Origin of the sequence: Glaesserella sp. (assembly GCF_041817755.1) — a bacterium.
Lineage (GTDB): Bacteria > Pseudomonadota > Gammaproteobacteria > Enterobacterales > Pasteurellaceae > Glaesserella.
This window is the reverse complement of the sequence record NZ_JBGYBX010000040.1, coordinates 1-16330: the sequence shown is the minus strand read 5'-3', so window position 1 is coordinate 16330 and position 16330 is coordinate 1. Positions and strand designations below refer to the sequence as shown.

13 protein-coding genes are annotated in these 16330 nt (G+C 44.9%); 2 read left to right on the top strand and 11 right to left on the bottom strand.

The features are described from left to right. Positions 1-300: 300 nt before the first annotated feature. On the bottom strand, positions 301-1341 hold the full coding sequence (locus ACEYKX_RS05835; protein WP_373767644.1) for an ABC transporter substrate-binding protein: 1041 nt from the start codon (positions 1339-1341) through the stop codon (positions 301-303). A 121-nt stretch (positions 1342-1462) separates the two neighbouring features. Between ACEYKX_RS05835 and trmJ the strand changes: the two genes are divergently transcribed. After that, complete coding sequence (gene trmJ, locus ACEYKX_RS05830; protein WP_373767643.1) at positions 1463-2188, top strand: tRNA (cytosine(32)/uridine(32)-2'-O)-methyltransferase TrmJ; 726 nt, start codon at positions 1463-1465, stop codon at positions 2186-2188. 20 nt (positions 2189-2208) lie between these two features. Here trmJ and murQ read toward each other — a convergent pair whose 3' ends face one another. From murQ to hemW, 6 genes are all read right to left on the bottom strand, one after another. Beyond that, the gene (gene murQ / locus ACEYKX_RS05825; protein ID WP_373767642.1) at positions 2209-3120 is read right to left on the bottom strand and encodes an N-acetylmuramic acid 6-phosphate etherase; all 912 of its coding nucleotides are present in this window, start codon (positions 3118-3120) and stop codon (positions 2209-2211) included. Positions 3121-3163: 43 nt separating this feature from the next. Next, entirely contained in the window at positions 3164-4282 is a 1119-nt protein-coding gene (locus ACEYKX_RS05820; protein WP_373767641.1) for an anhydro-N-acetylmuramic acid kinase, read from the bottom strand. A gap of 77 nt (positions 4283-4359) precedes the next feature. Continuing rightward, positions 4360-5199: an NADPH-dependent 7-cyano-7-deazaguanine reductase QueF gene (gene queF, locus ACEYKX_RS05815; RefSeq protein ID WP_373767640.1), complete on the bottom strand. Its 840-nt coding sequence runs from the start codon at positions 5197-5199 to the stop codon at positions 4360-4362. A gap of 8 nt (positions 5200-5207) precedes the next feature. Further along, positions 5208-5753, bottom strand: a complete 546-nt coding sequence (gmhB, locus tag ACEYKX_RS05810; protein ID WP_373767639.1) for a D-glycero-beta-D-manno-heptose 1,7-bisphosphate 7-phosphatase — start codon at positions 5751-5753, stop codon at positions 5208-5210. A gap of 4 nt (positions 5754-5757) precedes the next feature. Then, a complete protein-coding gene (gene bcp / locus ACEYKX_RS05805) occupies positions 5758-6222 on the bottom strand; it encodes a thioredoxin-dependent thiol peroxidase (protein WP_373767638.1) in 465 nt (154 codons plus the stop codon). Between the two features lie 75 nt (positions 6223-6297). Next, entirely contained in the window at positions 6298-7461 is a 1164-nt protein-coding gene (hemW, locus tag ACEYKX_RS05800) for a radical SAM family heme chaperone HemW (RefSeq protein WP_373767637.1), read from the bottom strand. A 212-nt stretch (positions 7462-7673) separates the two neighbouring features. Here hemW and ACEYKX_RS05795 point away from each other — a divergent pair, with 212 nt between their 5' ends. Beyond that, entirely contained in the window at positions 7674-9269 is a 1596-nt protein-coding gene (locus tag ACEYKX_RS05795) for an ABC transporter substrate-binding protein (RefSeq protein ID WP_373767636.1), read from the top strand. A 67-nt stretch (positions 9270-9336) separates the two neighbouring features. Here the strand turns inward: ACEYKX_RS05795 and ACEYKX_RS05790 are convergent, their stop codons facing one another. The 4 genes from ACEYKX_RS05790 to ACEYKX_RS05775 all read right to left on the bottom strand — a co-directional run. Continuing rightward, on the bottom strand, positions 9337-10716 hold the full coding sequence (locus ACEYKX_RS05790) for an L-serine ammonia-lyase (protein WP_373767635.1): 1380 nt from the start codon (positions 10714-10716) through the stop codon (positions 9337-9339). A 76-nt stretch (positions 10717-10792) separates the two neighbouring features. Next, the gene (locus ACEYKX_RS05785; RefSeq protein ID WP_373767634.1) at positions 10793-12022 is read right to left on the bottom strand and encodes a serine/threonine transporter; all 1230 of its coding nucleotides are present in this window, start codon (positions 12020-12022) and stop codon (positions 10793-10795) included. Between the two features lie 287 nt (positions 12023-12309). Beyond that, on the bottom strand, positions 12310-13689 hold the full coding sequence (cysS, locus tag ACEYKX_RS05780) for a cysteine--tRNA ligase (protein ID WP_373767633.1): 1380 nt from the start codon (positions 13687-13689) through the stop codon (positions 12310-12312). 145 nt (positions 13690-13834) lie between these two features. Further along, the coding region (locus ACEYKX_RS05775; protein ID WP_373780645.1) for a YadA family autotransporter adhesin at positions 13835-16330 on the bottom strand (2496 nt) is incomplete at its 5' end.

Genomic DNA, 16330 nt, shown 5'->3' with positions numbered 1-16330 from the left:
TTTATTAATTCAACTGTTCGGTTTTGCTGATGAAGTTATCCACGCCTACGCTACGAAACGAGTTTTATCTCTAGGGACACTCAAGCTGTGGATAACGTTATGGTTTAGTTGCTAGTTTACTATAAATTAAACATACAAGGGGCAAATCATATTTGCCCCAAACAATCTGAGAAACATAAGGGCAAATGTAATTTGCCCCTACAATCGCTTTGTTATTTAATGTTTTGACAACTCCGCTATTTCAATAATATCAAGGTTTGTCAGCAATCTGAGGTGCTTCTAAAAAGTGCTTCTATCCCGCTATTCTTGTGACAGTTTTATTTCAGATACCCATTTATCTACTAAGCGTTTACCTTCTTCACTCGAACCGAAACGGGCATAATCCAAGTCAATCAATTTCACTCCATCTACCTTAACCGATTGAGGTGAAACCTCCGCATTCACATTTGTCGGCGTTTGATACACCCCATGTTCGCGCCAAGGAATCTCTTGAGCCTCTTTTGACAACGCCCAATCCATAAACAATTTTGCATTGTCGAGGTTTCGCGCTCCTTTAATGATGCTTGCCGCCCCTAAGGCATAACCGATACCGTCGCTCGGTAAAACATAATCGACCGGTGCGCCTTTCTCTTTTTCCGTCGCATAACCATGTACAAAACCCACCGTTACCGCACTTTCACCACGGGAAAGGTTTGTCGTCACCAGTGTACTTTTCACGTACTGCGAAATATTGCCGTCTAATTTTTTCAAAAACTCAAAGGCTTTTTCCTCACCCATCAGCTGAATCAAGGTTATCATCGTCGTGTACATAGTCCCCGAACTGCGCGGATCCGCCAGCTGCACCTCGCCTTTTAAACGGGGATCCAGTAAATCCGCCCATTTTTTCGGCGTATCCACACCGAGCTGCTTGAGTTTGTCGTGATTCACACCGAAACCCAGCACCATCAAATAAGCAATCGAAGTATATTTGCCCGGTTCGCTTTCTTGTAATGCTTTAAATTGCGGTAGCACTTCCGCTTGCATCGGTGAACGGTATGCTTCCAACAAACCTAATTGCCCGGCTTGGAAGTGCGGTTCAATCGTTCCGCCATACCAAACATCCGCCTGCGGATTCGCTTTTTCCGCTTTGAGTTTACCTAAAATCGTCCCGGTTCCACCATGAATGAATTGCGTTTCCACATGATATTTTTGCGAGAATCTTTTCGTCATATCCTCACACACTTTATTCTGAACCGTACAATACACGGTCAATTTTCCTTCGGCAAACGCATGATTGGCAAACAATAAAGATGATGCAAGGCTCAAACCTGCAAAAAGGCGTGTTAATGGTCTGTACTTCATGATGTTCGACTTCCTAAGACAAAAGAGCGCGAAGTGTAACATCTACGCTACGTATTGCAAGTAAGAACTTGCTATGAATTATGCTAAAATGGCTTAAATTCACTTATTCACATTATTGATCATGCATTTACTCAATCACATCCGCATTATCCTTGTAGAAACCTCGCACAGCGGCAATATCGGCTCAGCCGCTCGAGCAATGAAAACCATGGGCTTACGCCATCTCCGTTTGGTTGCCCCGCAACAGCCGATTGACGAACAGGCGGTCGCACTTTCCGCCGGCGCCAAAGACATACTGGATGAAGCGCAGCATTTCGCAACATTCGACGAAGCGGTCGCCGATTGCCGATTAGTTATCGGTACCAGCGCCCGTTTGCGTCATTTACAAAACAGCTTGATTGAGCCGAGAACCTGCGGAGAATTGACGGTTCAACGAGCGGCACTAGGTAACGTGGCTATCGTCTTCGGGCGGGAACGGGTGGGACTGACCAATGAAGAGCTGCTGAAATGTCATTATCATTTAACGATTCCGACCAATCCGGAATACGGTTCATTGAATCTCGCAATGGCAGTCCAACTGGTCAGCTACGAAATCAGAACGGCATGGCTGAATTTGCAAAACAATCCATCAATCGTACCGCTTGCAGACTACCCGAGCGCCGAGGCGTTGGAACATTTTTTCAACCATACGGAAAGACTGTATAAAATGCTCGGTTTCATTCGCAACGATGCCGTTATGTTAAAGCTCCGTCGCTTATATTTGCGTGCGGAGCTCGAAAGTGCGGAATTAAATTTATTGAGAGGTATGTTGACCGCGGTGGAAAAATACCAAGGGAAAAAATCATAACGCCTTCCCTCCGCCGTTTTTTAAGCCAGCGCCTGCCGCAATCTGCCTTGGTGAGTTGCCAGTAATTGCTCGGCACGCGCTTTATCCGTATCCGCCAAAATCATCATAATGGCTAATTTTGCGTTGTTATCGGCAATTGCCAATGTTTCTTCGGCTTTTTCTTTCGTACAATCGGTAGCTTGCATCACAATACGAATCGCTCGGGCAACTAATTTTTGATTGCTTGCCTGAACGTCCACCATCAAATTTTGATAGCATTTTCCGATCAAAATCATGCTTGCCGTCGTCAACATATTCAAAACCAGTTTCTGTGCCGTACCGGATTTTAACCGACTCGATCCCGTCAACACTTCCGGTCCGACGATCGCATCGATCGCAATATCGGCGATTCGGCTCATTGCCGAATTCGGATTGCCGGCAATAGATACCGTTGTCGCACCTAACGATTTGGCATACGTTAACGCACCGATCACATAAGGCGTTCTGCCGCTTGCCGCAATACCGACCAACACATCCTGCGCACTAAAGGCGATTTGTCGCAAATCCGCCGCCCCCGCCTCTTGATTGTCTTCCGCCCCTTCAATCGGATGACGTAACGCCCGATCACCGCCGGCGATAATGCCTTTTACCATCTCGGGAGAAACCCCGAAGGTCGGGGGGCATTCCGATGCGTCCAATACGCCCAAACGTCCGCTGGTTCCCGCACCGATATACACCAAACGCCCGCCCGCCTGAAATGCCGCCACAATCCGCTCTACCGCTCGGGCGATTTGCGGAAGGCATTTTTCAATGGCGTTCGGCACTTGTTTATCTTCTTTATTCATCAATTCGACAATCTCCGCTGCCGATAAACGATCGATATCCATGCTGTCGGGATTGCGGGCTTCCGTTACCCATTGCGTGAGTGTCGCCAGTAAATCCGATTCTGCCATACGATGATTTCTCCTTCGGTGTTTGCGCTAAAAACCGCGCCGATTATTTGGTAAAAATGACGCCTAAACTGACCGCTTGCGTCGCCCCTGTCACGTCAGGTAAATTTGACGGGAGATCGTTGAGACGCTGATAAGCGAGCCATGCAAAGGCAGCCGCTTCGACATAATCCACATCCAATCCGTATTCCGTGGTGGTTGATACTTGCCAGTGCGGTAGCAATGCCGCCAAACGTGACATCAGTAACGGATTTCTCGCGCCGCCGCCGCAAACCAATAGCAGGCAAGGTAGCTGATGCGGATTGGCAATCCGATTCAGCGCATCGACAATACTTTGCGCCGTAAATTCGACCAATGTGGCTTGAACGTCTTGTGCCGCTAACCCTGCAAAAGGCTGCAATTTTTTCTCTAACCATGCCAAATTAAACAGCTCCCGCCCCGTACTTTTCGGCGGTGCCTTGGCGAAAAACGGTTCGTTCAGCAATTCGTTTAATAACGCATGATTCACACAGCCCGTTTTTGCCCATTCGGCATCTTTATCAAAACGTTTGCCTTGGTGCTTTTCAATCCAAATATCCAGCAAAGTATTCCCTGCACCGATATCATAACCAATGGTGACCTGATTCGGTACCAATTGCGAAATATTGCTGATCCCGCCGATATTCAATACACCTGTGATCCGTGTCGGCGAACTGAACAACGCTTGATGAAATGCCGGTACCAGCGGTGCGCCCTGCCCGCCGTATGCCATATCTTTACGGCGAAAATCACCGACGGTGGTAATGCCCGTTTTAACCGCTACCACATTCATATCGCCGATTTGCATGGTAAACGGATATTGCCCTTGCGGCGAATGCCAAACGGTTTGCCCGTGACAACCGATTGCCCGAACCTGCGTTGCGCTCAATTGCTGTTTGGCTAAAAACGCATTCACGCAATCCGCATACAATATCCCCAGCTGATGATCCAATTCACCGAGCTGCTGTAAATTCGTCGAACCCGTTTTCAATAATTGTGAAAGCGCTGCACGCAGGCTTTCCGGCATCGGTACAAAATCACAAGCGGTCAGTTGCGGCGGATGTTTTGCAAAATCGACCAAGGCGATATCCACGCCGTCCAAACTGGTTCCCGACATCACGCCGATGTAATAATTCGATTCGCTCATTTCCCCTCCTTATCGGTACGAAATAGTGGGACACACGGTGTGTCCCTGCGGTTGCATATCTTTTATCACCGTTCGGATTATTGGCGCGCCATGCGGTGGTTTTGAGGTACCTGTTCAAAATTAGAACGGAACGGATTAATATCCAACCCGCCGCGACGGGTGTAACGGGCGTAAACCGTCAGTTTTTCAGGTCGGGCAAAATGCATTAAGTCGCAGAAAATCCGTTCGACGCATTGCTCATGGAATTCGTTATGTTCACGAAACGACACCAAATAACGCAACAGCTTTTCGCGATTTAACCGCTTGCCGACATAGTGAATCTGCACGCTGCCCCAATCGGGTTGGGAAGTAATCAAACAATTGGATTTCAACAAGTGGCTGACCAAGGTTTCTTCCACCGTTTCACCGCTTGCTACATCCTGCAAATAATCGGCGGAAAAGGCATAACTGTCGATGTCAATCTCCTGTTCATCAATACATTCGCCTTGAAAATCGACAATCGGTCGGTGAGTGAAATCGGACAATTTGTAAATTTTTACTGAAATCAGACCGCTTGCACAGCGGCTTAAATCCGCTTGAATGCGCTGCCGAACGTCCTCCGGCGAGTCAAAACGGGTTTGATTAAAGCTGTTCAGATAGAGTTTAAAACTTTTCGACTCAATAAGATTTTCACTACGGAAATCCACCGCCACATCGGCAATCGCCACTTGTGGCAAGCCGTGTTGGTTGAGCCACGACAATTCATACAACGTCCAAATATCCGCGCCTTGGGTAAACGGCTGTCGCTCGCTGATACCTAGGCCGTCACGGTTTAAGCGGCGTGGTACGGCTTGCAATAAGTTTGGATCATACTCGCTTTTATACTCGGTTTTCTGTCCCAGCTTCAAACCGGAAAGACTTTTATCATCGTATTGCATTGTTTTCCTTAAATAAATTTCGGCAAATCCGCTAAACTGTCAATCACCTTATCGGCTTTGGCAATGCCTTCGTCCGTCACGGTTTTACCGGTACGAACCAAAATCTTGGTTTTCACCCCTGCCTTTTCCGCCGCCAACATATCTTCCAATTTGTCACCGACCATCACAGATTGCGCAGGATCGATATCCAAATCCTTTATCGCTTGTAAAAACATGCCGGCTTTCGGCTTACGGCAATCGCAATCTTCCCGATATTCGCCCTGTCCTTCGGGATGATGCGGACAATAATAGATACCGTCAAGCACTACGCCATAATCTTCATCCAAAGACCAATCCATCCATTCGGTTAATTGGTGAAATTGCGCTTCGCTGAAATAACCCCGTGCAATGCCCGATTGGTTAGTCACCAAGACAAGTAAGTAGCCTTTATCTTGGAGTTTTTTTAACGCTTTACCCACACCGTCAATAAATTGGAAATCGTCAATCGTATGCACATAGCCGTGATCGATATTGATTGTGCCGTCTCGATCTAAAAAAATCGCTTTCTTCGCCATTGTGTTACCCTTTTAGAAAATCGACGATCAAACGGTGATGTTCGCCGGTTTTGAATTTGTCAAAGACCGCCATGATCACCCCGTTTTCATCAATCAAAAAACTGATGCGGTGAATGCCGTCATAGGTTTTCCCTAAGAATTTTTTTTCACCCCATACGCCGAAGGCATCGGCAATGTGATGATCGGGATCGGAAAGTAAGGTGAAATTCAACGCTTTTTTCTCGATGAACTGCGCTAATTTTTTCGGTTGATCGGGGCTGATACCCAATACGACGACGTTTAGTTCGTCCAATTCGTTTTTACTGTCGCGTAAACCGCAAGCCTGCATAGTGCAACCGGGTGTTAACGCTTTCGGGTAAAAATAAACCAACACTTTTTTGCCTCGAAATTGTGAGAGAGAGACCGGCTCAGACTGTTGATTCAACAGCGTAAATTCAGGGGCGCGATCCCCCGCTTTTAATCTATTCATTTGCAAAATTCCTTTAAAAACACACCGCTTGTATCTTACTACACAAGCGGTCAGATTCTGAAAAAATTTTACACCTTACATTTCATCCAAGAAACCTTCTAACAGCTCATTTAAAAACAGTTTGCCGTGTTGTGTGATCTGCCAATGGGTTACCGTTTCAGTGATGAAATTTTTCGCTAATGCCCAATCCATCGTCGGTTGAACAATATGTCTATCTAATCCTGTATAGGCTTCAAATTCTGCTTTTGGTGTAGCTTCAAGCAAACGGAAACGGTTCATAAAAAATTCAAACGGTCGATCATCCAATGTTATCGGATTTTTCTGATAGCGATATTCACCACGCATATAGCCTTTCGGGTGCTTGGTTTTACTAAAACGGTAAATTTCCCCTGTCGGATAGCTGATTTTCCCATGTGCGCCACAGCCAATCGCTAAATAATCACCAAACCGCCAATAGTTAAGATTATGTTGGCATTGATACCCTTTTTTCGCATAGGCAGATGTTTCATACTGTTCGTAACCTGCTTGCGTTAACAGTTGATGTCCTTGTTCAAAAATCTCCCACAGTTCGTCATCATCAGGCAAGGTTGGCTGACGGTAATAGAACATCGTATTCGGCTCAATCGTCAGTTGATACCACGACAAATGCGGTGGATTTAGGGCGATCCCTTGACGTAAATCATTTAACGCTTGCGCGATAGACTGATTTGGCAAGCCGTGCATCAGATCAATGTTAAAACTTTTCAGCCCTGCATTTGCAGAATTTTGCGCAAATCTGACCGCTTGTATCGCTTCTTGGCTGTCATGGATTCGCCCCAGTTTCAACAATTTTTTAGGTTCAAAACTTTGAATACCCATCGAAATCCGATTCACACCGCCTTGAGCATAACCGATAAACCGTTCCGCTTCCGCCGTACCCGGATTGGCTTCTAAGGTAATTTCACAATGTTCGTTAAAAGCGATTCGCTGACGAATTTCAGCCAATAAATAAGCAATGCCTTCCGCCGAAAAAAGACTCGGCGTACCACCACCGATAAAAATCGAGTGGATTTTACGTTCGCCAATCGCCGTTTTATAGGTGGCTAAATCCTGCTCCAAATCCATTAACAGATGTTGGATATATTCCTGTTCAGGAATAATGCCTTTTTGGGCATGGGAATTGAAATCACAGTAAGGGCATTTCTGCACACACCATGGAATATGAATATAAAGGCTCAGAGGAGGAAGGGTTAGGTTCACGTTATTTCTCATCAAACAAAGTCAGTCAAGCCACTTGCCCTTTTTTAATAGGGTTATGGCATCAATATACGACGGCAGTCTAGCGCAAAATAATCGGATCCGAAACAAATATAATCTGTTTGGTTATAAGCCAAAACTTATCGCTATTTAGAATATATTTCTCTCTCTTGTACATTTTGAAAAAATAATCTGCCTAATTAAGAGGAAACGTAATGAACCTGTCAAAAATAATGATCGGATTGGGATTTTTCTCCCTCTCTTATGCCGCGCTGTCCGCCCCTGCAAATACATTAGTTAATTGTATTGCAACACCACCGATGAAACTCAGCCCTGCCATTACTAATGATGCCAATGATTTCAACGCCAGTTCACAACAAATCTATAACCGTTTGGTTGAATTCAAACCGGGAAAAATCGAGGTTGAACCCGGGCTTGCCGAACGTTGGGAAATTAGTGGTGATGGGTTAAGTTATACCTTTCACCTTCGCCGAAACGTGAAGTTCCATAGTAATAAACTTTTTACGCCGACCCGACCTCTCAATGCTGACGATGTACTCTTTTCATTTCAACGCCAAGCAGATAAAACCCACCCTTACCACTCTGTGTCTGCGGGGACTTACTTCTATTTTAACTGGATGAATTTGCCAAGCATTTTAAAATCGGTGGAAAAGGTGGATGATCACACGGTAAAAATCACGTTAAACAAACCGAATACACCGTTTATTACCACCGTAGCGATGGATTTTTTATCTATTTATTCCAAAGAGTATGCGGATCAATTACTTGCCCAAGGCAAACCTGAACTGCTCGATCAACAACCGATTGGTACAGGTCCATTTATTTTCCAAACCTATCAAACCGACCACGCGGTCCGTTACATTGCCAATCCTGACTATTGGAAAGGCAAAGCCGATATTGAACGTTTAATTTTCAGTATTACGCCTGATGCAGGCACTCGCTATGCAAAATTAAAAGCTGGCGAATGTGATGTAATCGATTTCCCGAACATTTCTGATATTGCTCAAATGAAGCAAGATCCACAGGTTAATCTACTTGAACGTGAAGGCTTAAACTTGGCTTATATTGGCTTGAACACCACCAAACCTGAACTAAACAATGTCAAAGTGCGCCAAGCGTTGCATTATGCAACCGATAAAAAGGCGATTGTCGAGGCGGTTTATCAAGGTGGCGGAACCGTGGCGACGAATCCGTTTCCCGATGCGGTTTTAGGTTATAACCCTGATTTACCGCAATATGAATTTAACTTAGAAAAAGCCAAAGCATTATTAGTGGAAGCGGGCTATCCGAACGGTTTTGAAACTGAGATTTGGGTACAGCCTGTGGTGCGTCCGTCCAATCCAAATCCTCGCCGTACTGCGGAAATTATACAAGCTGACTGGGCAAAAATTGGGGTAAAAGCCAAATTGGTTACATACGAATGGGCGGAGTTTAATAAGCGCACTCGTGAAGGGGAATTTTCAGCAGGAACTTACGGCTGGACAAGCCGTAACGGTGATCCTGATAACTTCTTATTCCCTCTATTTAGCAAAGCGAATATCCCGGGGACAAACTACTCTCGTTGGACAAACGATGAATTTGAAAATTTGCTTGCCACAGCGGTGCAAACACAAGATACACAAGCACGTGCGAAGTTGTATCAGCAAGCGGTCGAAATTTTCCAGCAACATAGCCCGATTATTCCGTTCGCCCACTCGATCAACTATGTGCCGTTAAATAAACGTGTACAAGGCTTTGTACAAAATCCGTTTGGTTATACGGCATTTTATGGGGTGACATTATCCGAATAATAAAATTCCGCTTTCCTATTCATGGGAAAGCGGAATTTAAGCGCTATTATACTGATATACCTCAAAATTAATCACAAGGCTGAATTTTAATTGCCAATCCGCCGGTGGATGTTTCACGGTATTTCGCATTCATATCTTTGCCTGTTTCATACATGGTTTCAATCACTTTATCTAAGGTAACGCGTGGTTGAGTGGTGCGGCGTAACGCCATACGGCTTGCGTTAATAGCTTTGACCGAGGCAATTGCATTACGCTCGATGCAAGGCACTTGCACTTGTCCGCCGACAGGATCGCAAGTTAAGCCAAGGTTGTGTTCCATTGCAATTTCTGCTGCCATACAAACTTGGTCCGGCGTTCCCCCCATGATTTCCGTTAACCCTGCCGCAGCCATAGAACAAGCAACGCCCACTTCGCCTTGGCATCCTACTTCCGCCCCTGAAATAGAAGCATTCATTTTATACAAGGAACCGATCATACCGGAGGCTAACAGATAACGTTCTACCGTTTCTTGGGTGAGTTCACCAACGAACTGACGGTAATATGCCAATACGGCAGGAACAATACCGCAAGCGCCATTGGTCGGTGCGGTCACTACTCTCCCCCCGGCTGCATTTTCTTCGTTCACGGCTAGGGCGTACATATTGACCCAATCAATAATTTGCATCGGATCATTGTTTAATTTATTCGTTGCTTCAAGAGTCCACCGTAACGATGGCGCTCGGCGAATCACTTTCAACGGCCCCGGTAATAGCCCTTCCGTATGTAAACCATGTTCGATACAGTCGTCCATAGTTTGCCAAATTTTAGCAAGATAGTCGCTGATTTCCTGTTTTGAATGTAACGCGAGCTCATTTTTCCAAACCAAACTGGAAATCGGTAATCCTTGCTCTTTACAGTGGCGAAGGATATCTTCAGCATTTTTATACGGGAAAGGCACTTCCGCACGGCTGTTTTTTACATGATTAAAGTTTTCATCATCGACAATAAAACCTCCCCCAATGGAATAATAGGTTTTACTCATCAACAATTCCCCTTTAGAAAAGGCGCTGAAAGTCAATCCGTTTTCATGACGCGGTAAGAAATCATAATGGAACGGCATATCCGCAAAAAAATCAAAAACGATGGTTTTAGCACGTTCAGACTGAGCTTCCGCAAGGCACAAATGTTGATGCTGCTTCACATCATTTACCACCGTATCAATCCGTTCAATATCTACATTTTCCGGCAAATAGCCCATTAAACCCATAATAATCGCCGTATCCGTGCTGTGCCCGCGTCCTGTTAAAGCTAACGAGCCATAAACATCGACTTGCAAGCGGTCAGTTTCTGTCAATTTTTTGCAATCAATTAACTGATCGATAAATGCTTTACCCGCCTTCATCGGACCAACGGTATGGGAACTTGAAGGCCCGATTCCCACTTTAAACATATCAAAAACACTAATCATAATATCCACACTTAAAAATAAATTCCCCCTAGCCAAAGCGGCAGGGGGAAGAAAAATTTCGGCTATTGTAACGGTTTTAGAATAATCCGTACACTATCGCCGAAATCGCCACAGATCCCATCACTACCACAAACACATTACTGAATTTACCTTTAAATTTTTGTAACGCCGGAATGGTATGAACGGCATACATTGGCATAATGAATAAAATCATGGCTATAACAGGACCACCAAGACTTTCAATGAAACCAAGAATACTTGGGTTCAAGGTTGCGACAATCCAAAGCGTAATGAAGAAAATAACCGCCGTAATTTTTTTGAATTTCTCAGGTTCGATCGGCTCTTTACGCATTTGATTGACTAATCCTTCCAAACCTTCACGCGCACCAAGATAGTGACCAAAGAAAGAGCTACCAATCGCTAAGAACGCCACTAACGGACCAAAGTAAGAAATAATCGGATTATCAAATTTATTCGCCAAGTAAGACAAAATCGAAATATTTTGTGCTTTGGCTTGCAGTAATTCTTCTGGCGTTAGCGTTAACACACAGCTAAAGACAAAGAACATCACGAACAAGACCAAAATCATCGCCGTTGAGCGTAATACATTGCTTGTTTGTTTATCCGTTTGCTCCGGATCTTTATAAAATTTTTGTTGTGAAAGGGCAAAAGACGAAATCGCTGGAGAATGGTTAAAGGCAAAGACTAAAACCGGAATCGTCAGCCATAAGGTGACTAAGAAATCACTCGCTTGTGGTACTTGGCTAAGTGCTGCACCATTCCAATCCGGAATTAAGTAAATAGATAAACCGAATAAAATTGCCACTAACGGATAAACCAGATAGGTAGTAATTTTTAACATCATCTCTTCATTTAATAACATAACCCCAATCATGAGCGCAATCAAAATAAAGGAAAGGATCACTCTTGGTGGCGCTGCCACGTGTAGTTGATTTTCTAAGAATGACGTTACTGTATTAGTAATACCCACACCATAAATTAATAAAATAGGAAAAATCGCTAAAAAATAAAGTAAAGTAATTAATTTGCCTGCACCGCCACCGAAGTGTTCACGTACCACACTAGTAATATCGTTTCCCGGTGTTTTGGAAGACAACACGAAGCGTGCCAAACCTCGGTGAGCGAAATAGGTCATTGGTCCGACTAAAATCGTCATCACAACAAGTGGTAAAAAGCCACCCATACCCGCATTTATCGGTAAGAAAAGCACGCCCGCTCCTACGGCAGTACCAAATAAGTTCAGTACCCACGTAAGCGAAAAACGTTTAGATGAATGTTGATCCATAGATCCTCCTGAATAATGAGATGTATCGTTTGGAGGATTGGGTCAACAATGCAAACATAAACTCAAACCACCAAATCGCAAACGATCTTAGTGTTTTTGTTCGAATTCACAATCAAAAAATGTCAAAAATGTGAATCATGTAAAGAAATGAAAACAAAAAAAGAAAAACATGATAATATTTTGATTAAAATCAATGTGTTACAATTAAAAAGAAGATAATTCACCAAATAAAAAAACGGCCGGATTTGCAAAATTTTCGTCAAATCCGACCGCTTGTATCACCTTAATTAAGCCTTACGCCATGTGGTACCGTTTGCACCATCTTCAAGCACAATGCCCATTGCTGTCAGCTTATTGCGTGCCTCATCTGCTGCAGCCCAGTTTTTACTGGCTCTGGCTTCGTTGCGTTGTTTAATTAGCGCTTCGATTTCTGCGACTTCATCGTTGTTCGCATCGCCTTGTAAGAAGGTTTCCGGATCTTGCTCTAACAAGCCCAATACGCCCGCCAGTTGTTTTAAACGGGCGGCAAGTTTATTGGCTTCAGCCTGATTTTCAGATTTGAGTTTGTTGATTTCACGCGCCAACTCAAATAACACCGCTAATGCACCCGGCGTATTGAAATCATCGTCCATCGACTCTTTGAAAGCGGTCACATACTGATCGTTTTCTGCCAGCTCGACATTCCAGTCACAGCCACGCAATGCCGTATATAAACGTTCTAACGCTTTGCGAGCCAAGCCGATATTTTCTTCGCTGTAATCCAATAAGCTACGGTATTGTGCCGTTAAGAAGAAGTAACGAACACTTTCGCAATCATATTTGTTTAAAATATCACGAATAGTGAAGAAGTTATTGAGCGATTTTGACATCTTCTCTTCGTTGATCGTGAGCATGCCCGTGTGTAGCCAATAATTCACATAATCATCACCGTGAGCACAGCAGGATTGGGCGATTTCGTTTTCGTGGTGCGGGAACATTAAATCCGAACCGCCACCGTGAATGTCAAAATGGTTGCCTAACTCTTTGCTGTTCATCGCCGAACATTCGATATGCCAGCCTGGACGACCTTTGCCCCAAGGGGAATCCCAGCTTGGTTCATTCTCTTTCGACATTTTCCATAATACAAAATCCATCGGGTTGCGCTTGACCGACTTAATTTCAACCCTTGCCCCTGCTTGAAGCTGTTCAAGATTTTGGCGAGATAAAGCACCGTATTTTTGGAAAGACTCGACATTGAACATCACGTCACCATCTTCCGCCACATAAGCGTGACCTTTCGCTAAGAGTTTTTCAACAATCGCAATAATTTCAGGGATATGTTGCGTTGCACGAGGTTCAACATCAGGGCGAAGGATATTTAACGCATCAAAATCTTTGTGCATTTCAATGATCATACGATCAACAAGCTGATCGCAGGTTTCATTATTTTCCAACGAGCGTTTGATAATTTTGTCGTCCACATCGGTAATATTACGCACATAGCGTAAGTTATAGCCGAGATAGCGAAGGTAACGTGCGATTACGTCAAAAGAAACAAAAGTCCGCCCGTGCCCAAAGTGACAGAGATCGTAAACCGTGACACCACAGACATACATTCCAACGTGATCAGGGTGGATCGGTTTAAATTCTTCTTTTTCACGTTTTAAGGTGTTATAAATTTTGAGCATAGGTTCCTCTTTTGTTTCAAAAAATCTCGCAAAATTCTAACAAACAAGCGGTCCGTTTTGGGAAAAATTTTGCAATTTCCAATAAAAAACCTCACAAAACAAACGTCTTGCGAGGTTTTCTCTCAGTGGTTAACTTTCAAAGGGCTTAGAACTTAAAGCCAATGCTTGCGCCACCCATATAATGCCCGGCGTTATTCACGCCACCGGATACTTTCAGAATAATTCTGCCGTTATCCGATACTTTCGAGTAACCTAATGATAATGCCGAGGCGCCGCGGTATGTTCCCGCACCGATAGCCAGTAAACTGTCACTCGGGCTATACGCTTGGACTAAGGTTCCCATTGCAACGGCTCCGGCAATACCACTGCGTAGATCTCGATCAATGGTTGAGATACGGTTGTTCATATCACCGAATTTCAAGTTGAAGTTATTGATCGTACTATACAACTGGCTCCCGTTAATCGCATCCGTACTGCCTGCACTGAGTAAACCCGGCGCCACATTTTGGATACGGCGCGTTTGCATTTTGCCGTCGGCAGACACATTACCGACACTCACGACGCCTGCCACCTGATCTTCTTCACCACCGGCAAAATAATAGGTTTGACCGGCAAAACCGTGTCCGACGTAAGCTCTGTTTCCGCGCGTCGTTTCACCGGCTTTCACGTATCCCGAGTCGTTTCCTAAGAAGACCGAATTGGCTAACGTTTGTGAGACACGGCTACCCAATACATAGGTATCGTCCGTCGTTACCGTATTATCGTTACCGATAGAATAACTACCGTCGCCACTTACCGTGCTTGGGTCACCGATAGCGGCGGAATGACTTCCCGTCACTTGGTTGCCGGTACCGATACTGATACTGTCTTCACCGCTCGCCGTCGCTCCATTACCGATTGCCAAGGCGTTTGTGCCTCCCGCCTGTGCTTTATAACCGACAGCGGTTGAATATGCACCGGCTGCACTGGAGTCAATACTGTTGCTTGCCTCATTCACCGAAGTCGCCACGCCGTCGTTGGTATGGAAGAACTTAATACCTTGTTCATTCATATTGTGAACGGCGGTAACGACGGAGTTTGTGACTTGCTCCGTTTGACCTTGTACGTTATAAGTGGTTAAGGTATAGGTTTTACCGTTTGCTTCCACAACCGGCACATCAATCACCGTTCCGTCCGCCAAGGTGGCTTTTTGTACGGTAACCTGATTGCTTCCGACAAGCGTATTAGATAGAGAATAGAGCTGGCTACCTGTGACGGCTTGTTTGCTGGTCGGTGAAATATCACCGTCAGCCACTCCGTCAATCACGTTATTACCCATATTCACCGCTGTTCCGGCTGCCACATTAACCTTACCGCTCAACGTTGTATTACCCGTCACATTCAGATTCGTCGTATTCACGCTGTCAAAGTTCGGTTTTTCGCTAAATAACAGCTCGATCTCACCGCTTGTATTCACGGCTGTACGAATATTTTTACTCGAGGCCGCTTCCGCATTACTTAATGTTCCGCTAATCGTTGCCGTTTCACCTAATTTACGGGCGAGCGTTCCGTTATTGGTTGAGAAATTCAATCCTGCATCAGTCAACTGATTAACCGCATTGTACAACTGATCACCGTTAACAAGATCGGTACTGCCGCTGCTTACCTTACCACTGCCGACATTAGTAATCACATTGCCACCCATATCGATCGTAGTACCACCGACAATATTAAAGGATGACCCGTTACCGCCAATCGTCGTATTGCCGGAAATCGTGGTATCTTTAAGGTTTGTCGTCCCGTTAACCGTTAGGTTACCTTCAATCGCTTGATTGCCGCCGATAGTCGAATTGCCCGTCACGGTTTGGTTGCCGGTAATGATCGTATCTTTAAGATTCGTCGTTCCGTTAACCGTCAGGTCACCTTCAATCGTTTGATTACCACGAACGCTTGAATTTCCTTCAATATGTTGGTTACCTTTTATTTCGACATCGCCGTTTGCCGTAATGTTGTTGAACACCGGGTTCTCTGCGATTTGGATTTCAACTTTACCCTCTGTGACCGTTGTTTTCACATTCGCAGAATTGTAGTCGCCTTTCGTTGTTGCATCACCGGCAATAACCAAGGTAGAACCCAACTGACGAGTTGTTGTACCACTGTTGCCTTCATACAACATACCAAGATCAACCAGTTTATCTTGCATTTCAGCGACTTTTTTATTCAACTGCGCTAAGTTTACCGCATCATTTCCGTTTAGCGCATCGCCTACATTTTGGATACGGTTTCCACCCATATCGACAATCTGACCGCTTGTGACCGTTATTCCGCCTCCGGCATAGAACATACCGCGTGTGGTTAAGGTTCCGTTTATCAGGCTGTTACCCATGACCGATTGGTTACCCAAGACGGTTAAATTTTGGTTTAACGTGGTATTGCCGCTGACCGTTAAGTCTTTCGCCACGGTCGCGTTACCGTTTAAGGCGGTATCACCGCTCACGGTTAAGCCTTTCTCTACCGTTTGGTTGCCTTTTACCGTCGAATCGCCGTTTACCGTGCTGTTGCCACTCACCGTTAAGTCTTTCGCCAATGTGGTATTCCCCGCTACCGATAACTCTCCCGTCGCCGTGATATTCGCAAAGGTCGGATTGTCGGCAAATAACAC